This is a genomic window from Sporosarcina luteola, from assembly GCF_007991495.1.
Classification (GTDB): Bacteria; Bacillota; Bacilli; order Bacillales_A; family Planococcaceae; genus Sporosarcina; species Sporosarcina luteola.
This window is the reverse complement of sequence record NZ_BJYL01000022.1, coordinates 13,170-31,298: the sequence shown is the minus strand read 5'-3', so window position 1 is coordinate 31,298 and position 18,129 is coordinate 13,170. Positions and strand designations below refer to the sequence as shown.

Sequence of the window (18,129 nt, the reverse complement as noted above, 5' to 3'; positions counted from 1 at the left end):
GCTGTTCGCTAAGTTGATTCATCTCAATATTCCTCCCTAAACTTCTTCGACACAAATCTTGCAAGAAGGTTCATTAGCAAAGTGAAAACGAAAAGCGTCATGGCGACGGCATACAAGCTGTAATAAACAGTAGACCCGGTCGCTGCATCTCCGCCCGTCACTTCGACAATATAAGCGGTCATCGTTTGCATCGATTGTGTAATGTCGAACGTAAAGTTTTTCGTACTTCCGCTCGCAATCGTTACAATCATCGTTTCGCCAATTGCGCGGGAGATGCCGAGCACGAAAGAAGCGACAATCCCGGACAATGCTGCAGGAATAACGACCCGGCGCGTCACTTCTAGCTTCGTTGCACCAAGTCCATAAGCGCCTTCACGCATCGACCGTGGGACGGAACTCATTGCATCTTCGGATAAAGAGGCAATCATCGGGATGATCATGATACCCATTACGATGCCGGGGCTGAGAATATTCGTCGCTTGAAGTCCCGGAATGAATTCTCGTAAAAGCGGTGTTACGAAAGTGAAAGCGAAGAAGCCATAGACGATTGTTGGAACGCCCGCAAGCAGCTCAAGTGCAGGTTTGACAACTTTACGCACTTTCGGGGAGGCGTATTCACTTAAGTAAATGGCTGCCATCAATCCGATTGGCGCAGCGACCATCATTGCTATCAATGAAGAAGTGACCGTCCCCATCAATAAAGGGAGCACCCCAAATTCAGGGTTTTGGCTGAGCGGCTTCAAGACCGTTCCGGTAAAGAAGTCAACAAATGGCACTCGTCTGAAAAACTCGAACGTCTCAGAAAATAATGTCCATATGATGCCGATTGTCGTCAGTATGGAAAGGGAGGCAAGGAGCATGAGGAAAATGGGGATTAGCCGCTCAATTTTGCCTCGCAGCAAATTACCCCGTTGGTTTTGATCAATCATCTCACGAATGCTGGCATTTTCTTTTTTTGCAATTCCGTTCATCATAAAAGAACTCCTTCCGATAAGTTGCAAGAAGATGAGAGCTGATTAGCCCTCATCTTCTTAATCTGTGACTAAATTACTTGAGGCCTTCTAGGAAGCTAATGTTCTCTTTCGCTTCATTTTCAGGAATTGGCGCAAAGCCTGTTTCGCCTGCAAATTTATTAATATTGTTCATAACGTAAATAGCAAAGTCTTTAACTTGGGGCTTCTCTTTGGCATGATTCACATTTAAGTACGTGAACACTGGGCGCGTAAAGTCTGCATAGGCACCATCTTCAGCAATAGTGTCCAATGCCGGTTCAACAGCACCGTTTCCAAAGTCCACTGCAACAGCTTGTAACTTATCTCCATTATTAACATAGTAGCCGAAACCGAAGAACGCGATGCCATTTTTATCTTCTGACACTAAGTTTACGAGTGTCGAATACTCTTGTTGCAAATTGATTGTACTCTTCATATCTTGTTTATCCAAAATTGATTCATAGAAAAATTCATACGTACCATGGTTTTCATTTGGTCCCATCGCATTGATTTTTTCATCAGGCCAGTCAGGGTTAATGTCGGACCACTTTTCGACCGTGCTATCTGCAAGGAAGATGCTGACCAATTGTTCAGGTGTCATTTCAGTTGCCCAATCATTGTCTTTATTTACGACGAACGTCAAACCGTCTAGTGCCACTTTCAATTCTTTTACTTCGATGCCGAGCGAGTCTGCTTCGGAAGCTTCTTCGTCTTTGATTTGTCGGGAAGCGTCATTGAAGTCCGTTCCGTTATCGACTAGGAATTTCTTGAATCCGGCGCTTGTACCTGCACGGCTCACCTCTACGGAAACATTCTCTTGTTCATTCACCATATACTCTTCAGCAAGGCGGGCCATTAGCGGGTAAACTGTGCCGGAACCATCGATGACGACGTTGCCTTCTAAGTCCGCACCAGCTTGAGCTGAAGCCTTGTTTTTCCCAGAGCTGTTTTCCTCATCTCCGTCTGAGCCGCATGCCGCAAGAACGACTGCGAATGCCGCAATGATCATGAATAAAAGAAATTTGTTGAACTTCATTTGATAAGTCCTCCCCTTAGATAATCTAATTTGGATGAAGGAATTCCCCTTCACAACTAATATGATAACGGGTGAATGTTAAGGTGATGTTGTCAAAGTGTAAAGGATTTGTAAAATTAGTTATTGTGAATAAATAAAACCCCGCTCCTGGGAACGGGGCTAGGAAGACATCTAGCTTCGGATGCCCGCTGTTCGGTTCATCCAAATCTTCCATTTATATAATCATCCGTCAATTTGTCGGATGGGTTATTGAAAATTGTTGTCGTTCGATCCTCCTCAATCACTTCTCCATTTAGGAAAAAAGCGGTACGGTCTGAAATTCGGGAGGCTTGCTGCATATTATGCGTAACGATAGCGATCGTCACATCGTTTTTAATGGAGCGAATCAATTCTTCGATTTTATGAGTAGAAACCGGATCAAGAGCTGAAGTCGGTTCATCCATGAGAATTACTTCCGGATCGATGGCGAGGCATCTTGCAATGCAAAGCCGCTGCTGTTGGCCGCCGGAAAGACCGTATGCGCTTTTATGAAGACGATCCTTCACTTCATCCCATAAAGCTGCTTTCTTTAGGCTTTCTTCCACGATATTGTCAAGCATCGCTTTGTTTCGGATACCATGCACTTTGGGTCCGAATGCGACGTTTTCGTAAATTGATTTCGGGAAAGGATTCGGCTTTTGGAAGACCATGCCGACTTTGGAACGCAAAATTTCAACAGGCATCGCCTTGCCCAAAATATTATTTCCTTTGAACGTCACATTACCTGAAATGGATACGTCCGTTGCTGTTTCCACCATCCGGTTCAGCGTCTTAAGGAATGTCGATTTCCCGCAGCCGGATGGACCGATGATGGCGGTCACTTCACGTTCATTGATGGCGAGCTCGATATTTTTCAAGGCATGGGATGTGCCGTACCATAAATTCAACCCATTCGTTTCATAAATCGGCTTTGCCCAACTTTCGTTTCTAACAATCGTTAAAGGTTTCTCTTTTATTCGTTCATGCAGTAAAGTCATTTGAAATCCTCCTATTGGATTGAGGCTTTACTTCAGTATAGGAAATGAATGTTGAGGAGATATGAAGGAGATGTAAAGGATTTGTAAAAGTAGAAAAGGGGTGCCTGCCACCGAAACAATTTTGAATTGTTTCGGTGGCAGGCACCCAAGTTTTTATTCGAATATATATTTTAATGCTTTCACCGCTTGGTCGACGTTTTCAACGGTGGCGTGTGCTTTGCGGGAAAGTTCCTTCAATGGATGATGATGTTGTTCGGAACGGATGAGGATGAGCGGCTTGCCGTATGCAACGGCGGCGCTTGCGTCCATCGCCGTATTCCACTGCTTGTACTGTTCACCGAAAAGGGCGATGACGAGATCCGCTTTCTTCATTAAGATTTCTGTCCGCAAATTATTGAAACTAGAAGCGGCAGCATCTTTGAAGATGGCATCGGGCTGTTTGCCCAAAATTTCTTCCCCGATATTATCGGAGCGGTCGTGATCTTCCATCGGTCCGACGAAATCGATCGGCAGCTTCAATGCCGCCGCTTTCTGTTTTACTTCTTCGCGCCACGAAGTGTGGATTTCCCCTGCAAGATATACTGTTAATCTCATAAAAAATCCCTCCTCTATATGATAGCTCCATTATAGCATTCATTCCCAAATAAGATTGCCCGGCACCGCCTGAAAGTTTAGAATAAAGAAAAGGGGGAGTCTGAATGAAAACAATTTGGCATAATGGAAAGCTATTCACGATGGACCAAGAAGGGGAAACGGTAGAAGCGGTAGTTACGGAAAATGGAAAAATTGTTGCGATCGGAAACTATGAGGACTTGAAGAATGAGGCGGAAGAATCGATTGATCTCAAAGGGTCGGTCCTCTACCCCGGGTTCATTGACAATCATATGCATATAATCGGGCACGGCCAAAAGCTGCTCAGTTTGGATTTGTCGAAGGCTGCTTCTTCGGATGAAATGATGAAAATGCTTCTGAACGCTTATCCTGATTTGAAAGAGGATGAGTGGTTCATTGGCGAAGGCTGGAATGAAAACAATTTTGCTGATCGTAAAATTTTCACTCGTCAGGAGCTCGACCAAGTAACCAAATCGCCGATGGTATTGAAAAGGACTTGTCGCCATGCGGCGGTAGCAAATACGAAAGCACTGGAGTTGGCAGGCATTACGAAGGATATGCCTGATCCGAATGATGGGGTCATTGGGCGGGATGAAAACGGAGAGCCGAACGGATTGTTGAAGGAAGGACCGATGGATCGCTTATTGCAGCTCATTCCGGAGCCGACGGAGGAAATGTTGACGAAAGCGCTTGATAAATCGGTCGATGATCTATTGTCACTAGGACTGACAGGTGCGGTGACGGATGACCTCGGGTATTACGGGGATTATCGGAATCCACTGCAAGCGTTTAAAAATGTAATCGGTGAAAAGAAGAAATTCCGCGCACATCTATTGCGCAGATCGACCGTATTTACACAATTAATGGAAGATGAAGCAACGTATGACGAACCGTGGATTGACCTGGGTGAAATGAAGTTCTTCATTGACGGATCTCTAGGTGGAAGCACCGCCTTATTGGGCGGACCGTATGCGGATGATCCGTCCACTTCAGGCACCGCGGTATTGACTGATCAGGAGATTGATGAACATGTGGCGACCGCCCGGAAATATGGGCAAGCTGTTGCAATGCATATGATCGGGGACGGAGCGGTTGAGAAAGGGTTGGACGCAATCGAGCGTCATCCCGTGCCGGAAGGAAAGCGGGACCGGCTTATCCATGTGAATGTACTGCGGGATGATTTGGTGGAACGCATGAAGAAGCTGCCTGTCGTGTTGGACATACAGCCGGCTTTTGTAGCCTCTGATTTTCCGTGGGTGATGGATAGACTGGGTGAGGACCGTTTGGATTGGGCTTATGCTTGGAAGCGTCTCGTTGACGAAGGGTTCATTTGCGGGGCAGGATCGGACGCGCCGATTGAAGAGGTTGATCCATTGCTCGGCATCTATGCCGCGGTGGCGAGAAGAAAACCGGGTGAGACGCATGAGGGGTATTTGCCGAAGGAGAAGCTGAGCCGTTATGAGGCGGTTAGTTTATTCACAACAGGAAGCGCGGCAACGATCGGGAAAGCCGATTCGCGTGGGAAGCTCGGGATTGGCTTCGATGCGGACTTTACAATACTCGATTGTGATCTGTTTGAAGTGGATGCAGATGAAATTCTGAATGCGGAAGTCGTAATGACCGTTGTGGCAGGGGATGTCATGTATCAAAATTAAACTATTTTGAGGAGTGTGGAAGGATGGCGGAGAAGCGATTTGAAGTGATTGAGAAGCAGGGCAAGCTGGAGCAATTTCAAGTGATTCGTGACAATGTGACCGGCGTTCTGTACATGTCACATGCTGCGGGCTATGGTATGGGTTTGACTGTTCTGGTGGATCAGGAAGGGAAACCTTTAGTGGATATAGATTATAAGAAAACGGAGATTTAAAAAGGAACTAGAGAGATGAACTTTGAAAAACTATTTTTCGGAGTTCATCTCTTCACTTCGATCGAACAGACGACAAAGCATTAATGGAGTGAGAGCAATTGATAAACCTAAGTTACAAACCAATACTAGAAGGGGAGAAAGTTATTCTCAGGCCTTTTAAGGATGAAGACTTTCCTTATATGAAAGAATGCTTACTAGATCCAGAGGTAATCAAACTGACAGGAAGCAGTTCGGATTTAAATTGGGAGTCAACTCTAGAATGGTACAATACAAGAAATGAACAAACGGACCGCTTGGACCTTGCGATTGTTGACCGATCTCAAGCGATTTTAGTGGGAGAGGCAGTGGTTAATTTATACGATGAAGACAATCACAGCATGAATTTTAGGATCATGATCGGACCGCGGGGAAGGAATCGGGGATTAGGGACAGAGGCCACCCAACTCATCGTTGATTTCATATTTACAAATACGACACTTCACGAGCTGACCTTAAGTGTGTTCGATTTTAACCCACGAGCAAAGCATGTTTATGAAAAGGTTGGCTTTGTCTTTGTAAGTATCGATGAAAACGATTTGGAGTATGAAGGGGAATGGTTTGATTCGATTAATATGAGGATGACAAAGGATAATTGGCTGGAGCACAAAGATATTCACTGAACGTCGTGCAGCTGGGAATAGACGAGAAATAAAAGAGGGAGCAGAAAGGTATTCAATTCCTTTCTGCTCCCTCATTTTAATATCCAGCTCCGAGCGCTAACTGCTCGGGACATAAGCCAGCGCTCTTCGCTTTTGTTATCTAAACGGCCACCAAACCCCACGTCCGAACGACACAGTAATCGCAGGAATGAGCAACGGCAAGATAATCAAACCGTATAACAGCAATCCCGTAATAACAATCGTTGCGATCTGCACGAGGCTCAATACGCCGGACGGCATCATGGCGCCGAATGTGCCCGCCAAAATAATTGCCGCAGTAATAATAACTGTTCCCATTTTCGCCATGGATGTAATCAAGGCGTCCCGGACATTTTTGCCGTTAATGCTTTCTTCCCGGAATCTGTCTAGCAGGAAGATCGAATAGTCAACACCTAACGCGATCAGCATAATGAAACCGAAGAAAGGAACTGCCCAACTGATCCCGTCATATCCTAAGCCATCGACAAAGATGAGCTCTGTAATGGATACAGAAGTATAGTAGGTGAGCAATAACGAACCGATCATATACGCCGGCATGATGGCCGAACGGAACAGGATGAACAGTACGATGAACAAACCTACAAGCATAATTGTCACCGTGCGTGTGAAGTCCTTCGTCGAAATGTCATTCAAATCGGTATTCATGACAGAAATTCCGCTGAATGCGACATCCGCTTTTTCGAAAGGCGTGCCGATGACAGATCTGTGAAGTGTATTTTCGATATCCTCCACTGTCCCGATTGCTTCACGGGAATACGGATCCTGTTCGAGAATGACTTCCAGGATGATGCCCGTTTCCTCATCGATCGTATAGCGGTCAATGACGGGTGCAAATTCTTCCTCTGCAAGCGTCCCTTTGGGAATGAACAGCCCTGTATCCCGAACGCTCTTCGTATCTCCCATATCTTTCATCATATCAGCAAGTTCTGAAAGCCCGTCATGAATTTCTCCAAGCCCTCCGTTAGCTGCTTCTACGCCATTTGCAAGCTCTGTCAATCCACCGGAAAGGGCACCCATTTGACCGCCTGCTCCGTCTAACTGATCGGCAGCACCGTACAAGCTACCGCTAACTTTTCCTAGCTCGGTTCCTAGCGTTTTCAAACCACCGGCAGCTTGAGCAACGGGCATCCCTTGCTCAAGACCACCTGCAATTTGGGCTAACTGGTCGTTGATTTGTTTAACTCCGCCAGCAGCCTGACGCAATCCTGCGCCTCCCGAGGAAGCTGAATCAGAAGGCAACTGACCTGTAATTTCAGTTAATCCGCCTTGTACTTGGCGAAGCCCATCTTGAACTTCTGCAAGTCCATCTATTGCTTCATTCAACCCATCCCCCATGAGCGCAATCTGATGGTCGACATACAAGTCTTCAATCAATTCACCAGTCGGGCGAGTAATGGTACGAACGCTTTTGACGCCATCAATTTTCTCGAGGTCTTTACTGATAGATTCTAAATAGGTGACATCTTGTTCATTTACAATCTTCGTATCCTTTTTCAAAATGACTTGGACTGGCAATGAATCCCCTTCACCGAACGCATCGGAAATCCGGTTCAATCCCATGACAGACTCCTTGCTGTTATCAATTTCATCGACTGTATTGAATGACAAGTCGTTGTCATACGTCAGCAGAAGTGGGATCGTAATAACCGCAACGATGAGCATCGAAATAAGCGGGCGTGCAACCGACACTTTACTGAATGCAATCCAAATTTTGCTGTCCTTATGAGAAGCGGCCCCTTTCGAAGGCCAGAACAATTTATCCTTCAATAAAACCATAAATAACGGCACGACCGTGTAAAGAATGAGCAGTAGTACAGCTATTCCGACTGCAACTGCAACCGCGGATTTGAAAATCGGGAAGTCCGCAAATCCGATTGCCGCAAACCCGATGAATACCGCCGCTGCGCTGATAAATAGTGTGCGTCCAGCCGTTTTGTATGTGTTAATAACCGCGTCTTCCACGGCGTGGCCTTCTAACAATTCCTCTTTATAGCGGCTTAACAAGAGAATACAATAGTCGGTCCCTAAGCCGAAAAGAATCGCCACAAGGAATATCTGCGTATAGTTTGAAACCGGAAAGCCGAACCAATCGATGAAAAACGCAACGAACGATTGGCTGAGTAAATAGGAAATACCAACTGCCAATAACGGGACGAAAGGCGTCACGATTGAGCGGAATACAATCAGTAATAAAGCGAAGATCAGAACGACTGTAATCAATTCCGTCTTTTTCAATCCCTCTTGCGCGCTAATATTAACGTCATTGTTAATAATCGCTTCCCCTGTCAAATAGACAGTTTTATCTTTAGGAAGTATGTCTGCATGGATTTTATCTGACAACGCAATAATTTCCTCATGCGTACCATCCACTGTCACAGGCACAAGAATCGTTTTCTGGTCCTCCGAAACGAGCTGCTTCTCCATGTCTTCATTTTCGAACGGATCGAGCACATCCTTCACCGGTTTCCCGAGTGCATGGATTTTTTGTGCAACTGCAGACACATCTTTCCTTAATGCATCATCGACAGGTTTGTCGAGTGCATAAACGAGGGAGATCGTATCTTCCGAAGCACCTGCTTTCTCCAATATATCTGCAGCTTTTTGTGATTCCGCCGTATCCGGCAACTGGAACGAACCCGCGTCTTCAGCCTGTTTAGCCAGGTCAGGAGACAAGATGAATAAAATTGCTGTCAGCACGATGATTCCGATAAAAATCGGCCATTTAAATTTCAGCACTTGTTTCATACTTACATTCCTTTCATATGTAAAATATCTTTCAACTTACGAAATGTGTTAACGAACGTATCAATCTCGTGTTCCTGTACTTTTCCGACGAATAGCCTCTCAATGCTTTCGTAAACGGCTTCGTCGGACTTTCTAAGAACTACTTCTCCTAAAGTGGTCAACTGTACAACTTTCGCGCGTTGGTCATGTGGATCTTTTTCGGAGGAGACAAGTCCTTTTTCCTCCAGCTTTTTCAATCGGGTCGAAATAGCGCTCTTATGCACGCCTTGTATTCCAGCCAATTTCCCATTCGATAACGGACCTTGCGTCGAAAGGATCTTCAACACTTGGATCTGCTCAGGTGAATATTCATTCCACACATCGACTTTGACCGACTTTACAACATGCTCCGATCCGTAAATCAACACTTCCTGAAATAGTTCGATCGCTTCCTCCAATTTCTCTCTCAATATAGTAGACCCCCTCAACTAATATACATAGTTTAGGGGGACTACTAATGTCAGTCAATAGATAAGATTTATAGGAAGCTTTGTCGGTAAGGCTCCAGGCATGATATAAAAGGGATTGATTAATTATCACAACTTTGTGACGAAATTGGACTGCGCTTATTCAATAAACTTGCTATACGTAGTTTCATCTGTTCAAAAATAGCCCGAATCCTCAGCCGATGGTACGATTGAAAGAAATGATACTATGGGGTGGAAATGGTATGAAGAAAAATCAAGTTTTAGTATTGCTTGTTTCATTGTTTTTGTTATCTGCTTGTCAAAGTGAAGGTGATGGAAATCTTGCTGAAAGTCCACCACTGAGTGAAAAAGAGGAGCAATCTGGAGGTGACGGATCACCACAGGTAGATCGCAAAATGAATTCTACTAAAGAAATGAAAACTCTTGAAGAGATAAATGAAAAAGCTTTATACAAATGGGGCGTCGATGAAGGGACGGCGATATTTTTACTGAACGAAATGGGTAGCATTGAAGAATTTGACGGTGATTATGCGATAGGTTCACAAGGGGAGCGGCAGTATAATGGCGATGTTGCGTTATACGTAGTACCCAAAGGTGAAAAGAATGGATATCTTCAAACAAGGATGAAGGATGTTTATCTGAATCTAGACCGAGCATTTTCAGACCCATATGATTTCAAAGACGGGAAATTGATTGCCTGGGTTCAGCCTGAAGCATCCAACATCAATACATTGACAATGTGGCACTATCGAAATGGAAAACTGGAAAAAGTGCTTTTTGATGACAATGACGCCATTACTGTTTCACATTATCAGATGAAATTATTGAAAGATGATTTTCTTCAAACATATGCATATAACAACTTTGAATCGGACGAAGGTGGTATCGGTTGGTATTATACGACATGGAAATGGGATGAGACAGCTGGCAAGTTCGAAACCTACCATGAAAAACAATATACAGATGATGTTTATTACGGCTGGGAAACTGGAGAAAGGATTACTAAAGATTGGCACGAAAACAATGATGATTATGTGTTATTTCCTGAGTTGACAATTACGGAAACAATCCTTGACCATATCAAAGAAGGGAAATTGGTTGAAGTGGGAGTCCGCCTTGACCAATCGATCGATTCTGTGCTCGCTGTGTCGCCAACATATAAGGACCATGATTATTACGAGGGAGGACGATATTATTCAATCCCCGGTCCATTCACTTATTTTTATAATGAAGGCGGGACAAGGGGAGTGTCTTTCATCACGCTAAGCGGCGCGTCCTTGACGAATGATTTGGAATCGATAAAAGATTTGTTTGGTGAACCGGAGAGCAGTTATGGCCCCGAGGATGACGACGGAACTATGATGGTTGATTATTATTGGTTCAATTACTTGATCGGCGATAAACAACTTCGCGTCGAATATGATGAGAATGAAAGAATTAGCGGTCTTTGGCTGAGTGGAAATTGGCAGTAAGCGAGATAAGGGCAAGTTTCTAGTGATTTTGTAGAAACGTTCCGTTAAAGGGTAATATGATTCACTACGAAAAATGGCTGCCTGATGTGCATAGGCAGCCATACTTTTTATTTTCCAAGAGTCAACGGAATCCTCCATTGATCTTCAACGGGGTAATAGTTACTCATTGTGACGAGGTGCAATGTCAATTCTTCAGGCACTTCTTTCAAACCTTCCAACTCCAAGTCTAGAGATGTGATATGGCGGCCGTTTTCATCTTTTTTATCCAAGATGGAACCGCTGAAATTTGCGGAATAAGCATTTCCTTCTCCATCAACAGCAATCCAGTTGCCGAAGTCTGCGTCTAGGGATTCCATACCACCTTCTAATTTGATGACTACAGAAGGAGTGGTACTGAACAGTGGCTTTTTCACGCTTTTAACAGTTAAATGCATTCCTTTGTAGTCGAATGACACTGGATGTTTTCGAATGTCTTTTGGTTTCATTGCAATCGAAAAGTCTGTAGGTTCTATTTTATGAACGCCATCCAATACAAATGTCAGTTGATCCCCTTTTTTAGGAATGAATGAGTGGATCCACGAAGTACCACCGATGCTGTCAATATCTTCACCTGTTCCCTGTAACATGCCGGAATCTGTTGAACGTTCTGTTGAATAAATTGTTTCACCGGCTGCATTTTCGATATGGTATTCAATTCCCGTGTTTCCGATGACAAGCGAGTCGATATTTTCCTTGCCGAACTGTTCTTCAAACCGGCGCATTACCTCTTCAGATCTCCTCAGTTCTTCATTTGTAAGTGCAGTTTCAAAATATAGTTCCGTAGATGAAGGTGACGATTGCAGTTTCTTTAAATTGACTTGTACGCCATGACTGGTGACAGTTGCATCTTTCAAATCGATTATATCCGACAATTTTCGGGTTTCTAGCAAATCAACAGGAACTTCCAACTGCCAACTTCCTCTTACGCCATTAAGCTCTACTAAGTTGAAGTGAATTGTCATTTTTTCTACGTTGTCCTGATCGCGTAAAGAGAATTCAACGTTTCCATAATCGCTTCCATATTGCCATCCTGTTCCTAGGCTGTCCAATACGTTTCCGCTTTGGTCGGTAGCCGTTATATCATTTTCAGAATCGGCCATGCTCAAATAAGTATCTTGTGGTAATCCGTTTTTATTCAACACTTTATAAGAAAGCGAAACTCTTGAAGAGTCCGCAATGACATCTTCCACGATGAATGTCAGACCGTTATCCTCGACTTGCAAATTAACTCGTTCGGTAAGCCCCGCCTCCGCAGCCATCTTCAATCCATCATCGACTTGGTCTGTCGAGAAAAGTCCGCCGATAAATTGTGCGAACGCAGGGTTGACGGCCGCTCCGATGCCAAGTGCCAATACGACACCTGCCGCGGTAAGCATAACGCGCTGCCAGACAGCTGTCCATCTACGCTTTTTTGTTTTTCCGTAAGGCTCCAACTGATCGAGGACCAGATCATTGAAGTTGTCAGGCAACGTAGGGATTTGCAGTGTTTCTTTAATAAACTGCTGTTCCTTTCGAAATGCATGAACAACTTCCTCACATGACGGGCATGATTTTATATGATCTTCTATAATTTGCTGCTCCTGTTCGGAAAGAAGTTGGTCGACGTATTGTGATAACTTATCCGCCATTGGACAATTCATAAAAATATCCTCCTTCACGTTTAACGGTTTCCCTCATCTTCTTCTTCGCGCGGTGGAGCTTATTGCGCACCGTTGATAACGGGATATCCATGAGTTCACCGATTTCCTCGTAACTAATTTCATTCACATACCGAAGCAGAATGATCAGACGCTCGTCTTCCGGCAAGGTGGAAACGAGCCGTTCCAACTGTCGGCTTTTCTCTTTTTTCAAAAAGACGATTTCAGGATGATTCGGGTTGACGACCTTCTCTTCATCAACTTCGATCTGCGTCAAGGAATACCGCTTTTTTCTGAACTCATCCATGCAATGATTGATGGCGACCCGGTAAAGCCAACCGGAAAATGAGCCGCTTGCATCATATTTATCGAGGTTGCGGTATATTTTAATAAACGCTTCTTGGACGAGGTCTTGTGCATCTTGTGGATTTTTCGTCATCCGAAAAATGGTCGCGTACAGTTGGTTTTTATATTTATTAATAATATATGCATAGGCTTGTTTGTCGCCTGCGAGTACTTGTTGTATCCAAAACTGTTCCTCTTCCATAGTGACCTCCTTGAAACGGACATGCGCATGTCTTTTTGTGTTTCATTCAGTATAACGGGTTTGAATCCGAGAAAATTTCATGTTGAGGACTTTTATTGAAATGTATGTTGAAGAAATATGAAGAATCGGTGGTAAAGTGTCGAGCAACGGTGGTAAAGTGTCAAGCAACGGTGGTAAACGGTTGAGCATCGGTGGTAAAGTGGCCAAACTCGGTGGTAAACTCCTGAGAGTCAGTGATAAACTGTTTGTCGGGTGGGGTAGCCGTGACGAACATGGCCAATTCGCTCGCTATTCCTTGTCCTGTTATAATAGATTGATAAGCAGCAGTGAGGAATACGGCTTTTCTTAAGAAGGGAGAGGACCTACCGTGGCATTTGAGAAGGAAGAAGTGCAAAGGAATCATGTGGAGGTAGTTGAACATTTGCATTCTCCGGTTGTCGAGGCGCTGTCTCTGATGGCAGCTTTAATGGATGCGAAGAAGAATGAATTTGCAGAAGTCGACGGAGAAAAAGTGATGACGGAGTTATCAGGTGAGGCGAAGGAATTCATTGCAACGTGGCCAAAAACGCTCGGTTTAGGGTTTTCTCCTTTGCTCAATTTTCTGTTGCCATGCCCTTATTTCTATGATGTACGGGAATTTGTGGATGCGGTAGATCGACTAAGCGACTCTGCGTATGTATACGATTTCTTTTCCGAGTATATTCCGTTGTCGCAGGTCGAAGTATTGCTAGATTCTCCTTCTTCTTTGACAACTTTTGAGGAGACAATCCTCTGGGATACGGATGAAAAGCGGGAGGCGATCATTGAATTCTTTATGAATATCAAAGAATATCGACACCGATTTTCATCCCTTCTTCTTGAAATCAATTCATCGAAAATCTTCCAGCGAGCGTTGGATGAAAAAAAGGAGATTGCAGAAAAGGCGAAGAAGGAAGTACAGTCCATTTCCATGGAGCCTCTTGCGCTTGCTCAATACGTAATGGGTAAGTCGTTCAGGCGGACGAGCCAGTACAAAATGTTTTATTTCATCCCAACATTTTATAGCTCGCCTGGAAGGATCCGGCTCTTCAATCAAGAGGTTTGCATCATCATCTACGGGTGTGCTGTACCACTATCGGATGTCATGGACACGAGCAAACAGCTTGAATCGAAGTTGAAAGTATTGGCTGATGGGAATCGTTTGCGCATATTGCGTTTACTATCAGGTCAGCGGGAATACGGAGCAAAAATTGCTGAGTACTTAGGGATTACAACCGCCACAGTTTCCCATCATCTTGAACTATTGAAAAAAGCAGATTTGGTGCAGGAAGAGAAGGTCGGCAACATTAAATATTTCACATGCGACAAAGAGAAGGTTGACCAGTTAATGACAGATGTTAGGACGTTTTTAGGAAGATAGTATTTGGCGTTATAAGAAGAGCGTGGCCTAGAGGCTGCGTTTTTTTATTTTCATTGACAAATAGTTTCTATATAATACAATCATCTAATAAGATAGTTATCTAACATAGGGAGGTATTTGCATGAGTGAAACTGTCATCACGGTCTCTAACGTAAAGAGGGTGTATAAAACAGAGGTGGGCATGTTCAAAAAGACGAAGAAGGAAGTTGAGGCGTTAAAAGGTATTTCATTCTCAATTCACAAAGGGGAGATCTTCGGGTTGCTTGGTCCGAACGGGGCGGGGAAGACGACGATGATCAAGTTGTTGACGACAATGCTCATCCCTGATTCAGGGACGATTTCAATACTCGGGATGGACCCTGTCACGCAGCATATGAAAGTGCGTCCCCATATCAATTTCATTCTTGGCGGGGAGCGGAATTTATATTGGCGTTTGTCTGCCTATGATAATCTTGCTTACTTTGCAGATTTGTATAAAGTCCCTCGGCAGGAACAAAAGAATCGCATTTTGGAATTACTTGAGCTTGTTGGACTTGCGGATGTAGCCCATCAACGTGTTGAGACTTTCTCCAAAGGGATGAAGCAGCGGCTGCAAATTGCGAGAGGGCTTATCAATCGACCTTATATCCTATTCCTTGATGAACCTTCGATCGGACTTGATCCTGTCAGCGCGAGGAAGCTGCGTGATATTTTATTGAAATTAAATGAACAAGGGACGACCATTTTACTGACGACCCACTATATGTATGAGGCGGATGAGCTGTGCGATCGGATTGCGTTTATTGACAAAGGGGAACTGATTACGGTGGATACGCCGGAAAATATGAAACGGCAAACAGCTGGTGTGTCAATCATCGAATGCAAGCTGACTGACGTGAGTGCAAGCATGATCGAAGAATTGTCCCGGCTGCCGCATGTTCGTCATGTGAAGCACGAACAGGATGAGATCATGACGACTGTCCGTCTGCAAACCGAAATGCCGCAAGCCGTCATCCCCGAGATCTATAAGCTCGTGGACGAGATGAGCATCTCAGATTTAGCCATCATGCAACCGACACTTGAGGACGTCTATGTACAACTAGTCGGGGGGGATGCGCAATGATGCGGGCTTTGCTTCATACGGTGAAAGTGCAGATGGGCCTTTCAATTGCTCGCCCGATGTTCAAGTTCATCATCATCGTGAACCCGTTATTTTTAGCTACGCTGGCATTTTTCATATACGGCAGTTCTTCTCCTGAGCGATTATTCCATTATGTCGTGCTAGGGTCAGGCTTCATGGCGCTTTGGTCTTCGATCGTCTATTCATCGGCAAGCGATGTGCAGCGGGAACGCTTTTATGGCACATTGGAGCTTTTATTCGTGGCACCTGTTTCGTTTGCTGCCATCCTGATCGGAAAGATTATCGGCAATATGGTTTGGGGTTTGATTTCCATGGGCATCGCGTTTCTGTATCTTGCGCTGCTGTTTAGGATTGAAGTGCCAGCTATGCAACCTTTGTTATTTTTCGGCTCGCTTGTTTTTGTTTTGATTGCCATTTCGGTCTTTTCCTTTTTCCTGTCGCTCGCGTTCACGCTCTCCCGGCAGACGAACGCATTAATGAACTTCATTGAATACCCGATCTATCTCGTTTGCGGATTTCTATTCCCGATTTCGATTTTGCCCGACTGGGTGAAGCCGATTTCCTATCTGCTGCCGCCGACTTGGGCGATTGAGCTGTTGCGTAAAGCGACTGAAGCGAACGCCACGTTTTCCGGGGTGGCAATGCCCTTGACTGCATTGCTTGCCCTTGTGCTGATTTACATTGTATTCGGTTATTTCTGCTACCGGGCGGTTGAGAATAAAGCCCGCATTAACGGGAAGTTGGGAGTGTATTGAGATGGCGGCATTACAACGATTTTTTCGGCATAGCGTCTTATCTTATAAGGCATTGTTTGGTTGGCTCGAACCGAAAGTTTATTTATTCGTCATGGTATTGAATCCGTTAAGCCAGCTGCTCTTTTTCGCGGTTCTCGTCAATTATGTATATGGAGGGGAGGGTCTGGCCGGGTATATCGCTGCGAATGCATTGTTGCTCTGTGTGATGAACTCCGTCTTCGGCATGATGTCCGTCATTACATCGGATCGGGGAATGGGAACGCTCCAGCTCGTCATGAGCACACCTTCGAACAAAGCATCGCTTTTCATTTCCAGATCACTTGCCCATGTGGTAAACGGCGCGTTCACAGCTGTACTTGGATTGGCGTTCGGCATCTTGCTATTTGGACTATCTATTCCTTTTGACGCCTTCCTGTCCCTGTTCGTAATTTGGCTCGTCTCCATCTTCTCTGCCTGCGGATTAGGGTTGATCATTGCAACGTTTTGCTTATGGTCGCCATCTATGCATTTATGGTCCAACTTGCTTGCGAGTCTATTGCTTTTGTTAAGCGGTGCGAATTATCCGCTCTCCGTCATGCCGGCATGGTTGGAGCAACTAGCGGTTTTTATTCCATTAACGCGCGGGGTTCGATTAACGAAAGACATCGTCAACAATGGAGATTACTCACAAATGACAACGCTTTTGAGTCAGGAACTCCTGTTAGGATGCGTATTTTTCATTATCAGCTTGCTGTTGATTGTTTATGCCGAATACTTGGCGCGTGTGAAAGGAACGATGGATTTGGAATAAAGTATTGTTTGAGTCCTTGATGGAGTTGTCTCATCAGGGCTTTTTTGCATGGGAAGCATTAGTAGTATGATAAACTGTAGGAATTAACTCAAAAAAGGACGGAGAGCTGATGACAAACTCATGGCATGATCGTTTTTCTTCGGAAGAATATGTATATGGAAAAGAGCCAAATCAATTTGTTGTGGAAGCTGCACGCATGCTCCCAAAAGGAAAAGTGCTTTGCATCGCGGAAGGAGAAGGGCGAAATGCCGTCTATCTAGCTTCTCTCGGACATGATGTAACAGCATGGGATTATGCGCAAGCTGGGCTCGATAAGACAAAACAACTAGCGGATGAACATGGCGTTTTCGTGAAGACTGAGCTGCATGATTTGGCGGACGTAGAATGGGAATCGGAACAGTGGGATGCGATTATCCACGTTTTCGGCCATTTACCTCCGGAGGTCATGAACAGAACGGTGTCGGGTGTACACCAGTCGTTGAAAGTCGGCGGTTATTATGTGAGCGAGTTATATACGAAAGAGCAGCTTCGTTATGGTACAGGCGGACCGCGTGATTTGGCAATGCTTGCGAATCCTGCTGATATTTTGCAAAAGTTCGATGGATACTTTATAAAGCATTTCCACGTCGGTGAAGTGACCCGTGAAGAAGGGCAGCTTCATACAGGACAAGCCCATGTCGTGCAAAGTATTTTTCAAAAAAGAGAGGAAGCGTAAAGATGGATGGACGTAATCGAAGTGATGTGAAACCGGGAATAAAAGTCGCAGTTATCTTGAAAAAGGATCAGCGAACAGGAGTAAAGACAGAAGGGGTCGTCAAGGATCTATTGACCAACTCAAGCTTCCATCCACATGGCATTAAAGTGAGGCTGGAAGATGGACAAGTTGGAAGAGTAAGCGATATTTTGGAATAAGTTTTTTGAATCGCGTCCAAAGCGG

At 44.7% G+C, this 18,129-nt stretch carries 18 protein-coding genes; 10 read left to right on the top strand and 8 right to left on the bottom strand.

What is annotated here, in order from left to right; genetic code table 11:
• Positions 1-23: 23 nt before the first annotated feature.
• The 4 genes from pstC to SLU01_RS08750 form a co-directional block, all read right to left on the bottom strand.
• On the bottom strand, positions 24-971 hold the full coding sequence (pstC, locus tag SLU01_RS08765; RefSeq protein ID WP_147057378.1) for a phosphate ABC transporter permease subunit PstC: 948 nt from the start codon (positions 969-971) through the stop codon (positions 24-26).
• Between the two features lie 76 nt (positions 972-1,047).
• Positions 1,048-2,028 (bottom strand): PstS family phosphate ABC transporter substrate-binding protein, encoded by a 981-nt coding sequence (locus SLU01_RS08760; RefSeq protein ID WP_147057376.1) that lies wholly within the window; start codon positions 2,026-2,028, stop codon positions 1,048-1,050.
• 197 nt (positions 2,029-2,225) lie between these two features.
• A complete protein-coding gene (gene pstB, locus SLU01_RS08755) occupies positions 2,226-3,044 on the bottom strand; it encodes a phosphate ABC transporter ATP-binding protein PstB (protein WP_147057374.1) in 819 nt (272 codons plus the stop codon).
• A 153-nt stretch (positions 3,045-3,197) separates the two neighbouring features.
• Positions 3,198-3,638 (bottom strand): YtoQ family protein, encoded by a 441-nt coding sequence (locus SLU01_RS08750; protein WP_147057372.1) that lies wholly within the window; start codon positions 3,636-3,638, stop codon positions 3,198-3,200.
• Between the two features lie 104 nt (positions 3,639-3,742).
• On the opposite strand from SLU01_RS08750, the gene SLU01_RS08745 reads away from it, so the two are divergent.
• The 3 genes from SLU01_RS08745 to SLU01_RS08735 all read left to right on the top strand — a co-directional run bounded on the left by SLU01_RS08745 (position 3,743) and on the right by SLU01_RS08735 (position 6,182).
• A complete protein-coding gene (locus tag SLU01_RS08745; RefSeq protein ID WP_147057370.1) occupies positions 3,743-5,311 on the top strand; it encodes an amidohydrolase in 1,569 nt (522 codons plus the stop codon).
• 23 nt (positions 5,312-5,334) lie between these two features.
• On the top strand, positions 5,335-5,523 hold the full coding sequence (locus SLU01_RS08740; protein WP_147057368.1) for a DUF6440 family protein: 189 nt from the start codon (positions 5,335-5,337) through the stop codon (positions 5,521-5,523).
• Between the two features lie 98 nt (positions 5,524-5,621).
• The gene (locus SLU01_RS08735; protein ID WP_147057366.1) at positions 5,622-6,182 is read left to right on the top strand and encodes a GNAT family N-acetyltransferase; all 561 of its coding nucleotides are present in this window, start codon (positions 5,622-5,624) and stop codon (positions 6,180-6,182) included.
• A gap of 135 nt (positions 6,183-6,317) precedes the next feature.
• Here the strand turns inward: SLU01_RS08735 and SLU01_RS08730 are convergent, their stop codons facing one another.
• Positions 6,318-8,966 carry an MMPL family transporter gene (locus tag SLU01_RS08730; RefSeq protein ID WP_147057363.1) on the bottom strand — a complete coding sequence of 883 codons (2,649 nt, stop codon included), beginning with the start codon at positions 8,964-8,966 and terminating at the stop codon, positions 6,318-6,320.
• A 2-nt stretch (positions 8,967-8,968) separates the two neighbouring features.
• Positions 8,969-9,415 (bottom strand): MarR family winged helix-turn-helix transcriptional regulator, encoded by a 447-nt coding sequence (locus tag SLU01_RS08725; RefSeq protein WP_147057361.1) that lies wholly within the window; start codon positions 9,413-9,415, stop codon positions 8,969-8,971.
• Positions 9,416-9,675: 260 nt separating this feature from the next.
• On the opposite strand from SLU01_RS08725, the gene SLU01_RS08720 reads away from it, so the two are divergent.
• The gene (locus tag SLU01_RS08720) at positions 9,676-10,905 is read left to right on the top strand and encodes a hypothetical protein (protein ID WP_147057359.1); all 1,230 of its coding nucleotides are present in this window, start codon (positions 9,676-9,678) and stop codon (positions 10,903-10,905) included.
• A gap of 107 nt (positions 10,906-11,012) precedes the next feature.
• Here SLU01_RS08720 and SLU01_RS08715 read toward each other — a convergent pair whose 3' ends face one another.
• Positions 11,013-12,584: a DUF4179 domain-containing protein gene (locus SLU01_RS08715; RefSeq protein ID WP_147057406.1), complete on the bottom strand. Its 1,572-nt coding sequence runs from the start codon at positions 12,582-12,584 to the stop codon at positions 11,013-11,015.
• A complete protein-coding gene (locus SLU01_RS08710) occupies positions 12,562-13,128 on the bottom strand; it encodes an RNA polymerase sigma factor (protein WP_147057357.1) in 567 nt (188 codons plus the stop codon). The genes SLU01_RS08715 and SLU01_RS08710 overlap by 23 nt, the downstream gene beginning before the upstream one ends.
• Before the next feature lie 367 nt (positions 13,129-13,495).
• Between SLU01_RS08710 and SLU01_RS08700 the strand changes: the two genes are divergently transcribed.
• The 6 genes from SLU01_RS08700 (at position 13,496) to SLU01_RS08675 (ending at position 18,104) form a co-directional block, all read left to right on the top strand.
• Positions 13,496-14,527 carry an ArsR/SmtB family transcription factor gene (locus SLU01_RS08700; RefSeq protein ID WP_147057353.1) on the top strand — a complete coding sequence of 344 codons (1,032 nt, stop codon included), beginning with the start codon at positions 13,496-13,498 and terminating at the stop codon, positions 14,525-14,527.
• Between the two features lie 121 nt (positions 14,528-14,648).
• Positions 14,649-15,629 carry an ABC transporter ATP-binding protein gene (locus tag SLU01_RS08695; RefSeq protein ID WP_147057351.1) on the top strand — a complete coding sequence of 327 codons (981 nt, stop codon included), beginning with the start codon at positions 14,649-14,651 and terminating at the stop codon, positions 15,627-15,629.
• The gene (locus SLU01_RS08690; RefSeq protein ID WP_147057350.1) at positions 15,626-16,402 is read left to right on the top strand and encodes an ABC transporter permease; all 777 of its coding nucleotides are present in this window, start codon (positions 15,626-15,628) and stop codon (positions 16,400-16,402) included. Before SLU01_RS08695 ends, SLU01_RS08690 begins: the two co-directional genes overlap by 4 nt.
• A 1-nt stretch (position 16,403) precedes the next feature.
• A complete protein-coding gene (locus SLU01_RS08685; protein WP_147057347.1) occupies positions 16,404-17,192 on the top strand; it encodes an ABC transporter permease in 789 nt (262 codons plus the stop codon).
• A gap of 109 nt (positions 17,193-17,301) precedes the next feature.
• Positions 17,302-17,907, top strand: a complete 606-nt coding sequence (locus tag SLU01_RS08680) for a class I SAM-dependent methyltransferase (protein ID WP_147057345.1) — start codon at positions 17,302-17,304, stop codon at positions 17,905-17,907.
• Positions 17,908-17,909: 2 nt separating this feature from the next.
• The gene (locus SLU01_RS08675; protein WP_147057343.1) at positions 17,910-18,104 is read left to right on the top strand and encodes a YwbE family protein; all 195 of its coding nucleotides are present in this window, start codon (positions 17,910-17,912) and stop codon (positions 18,102-18,104) included.
• The last annotated feature ends 25 nt before the right edge of the window (positions 18,105-18,129 follow it).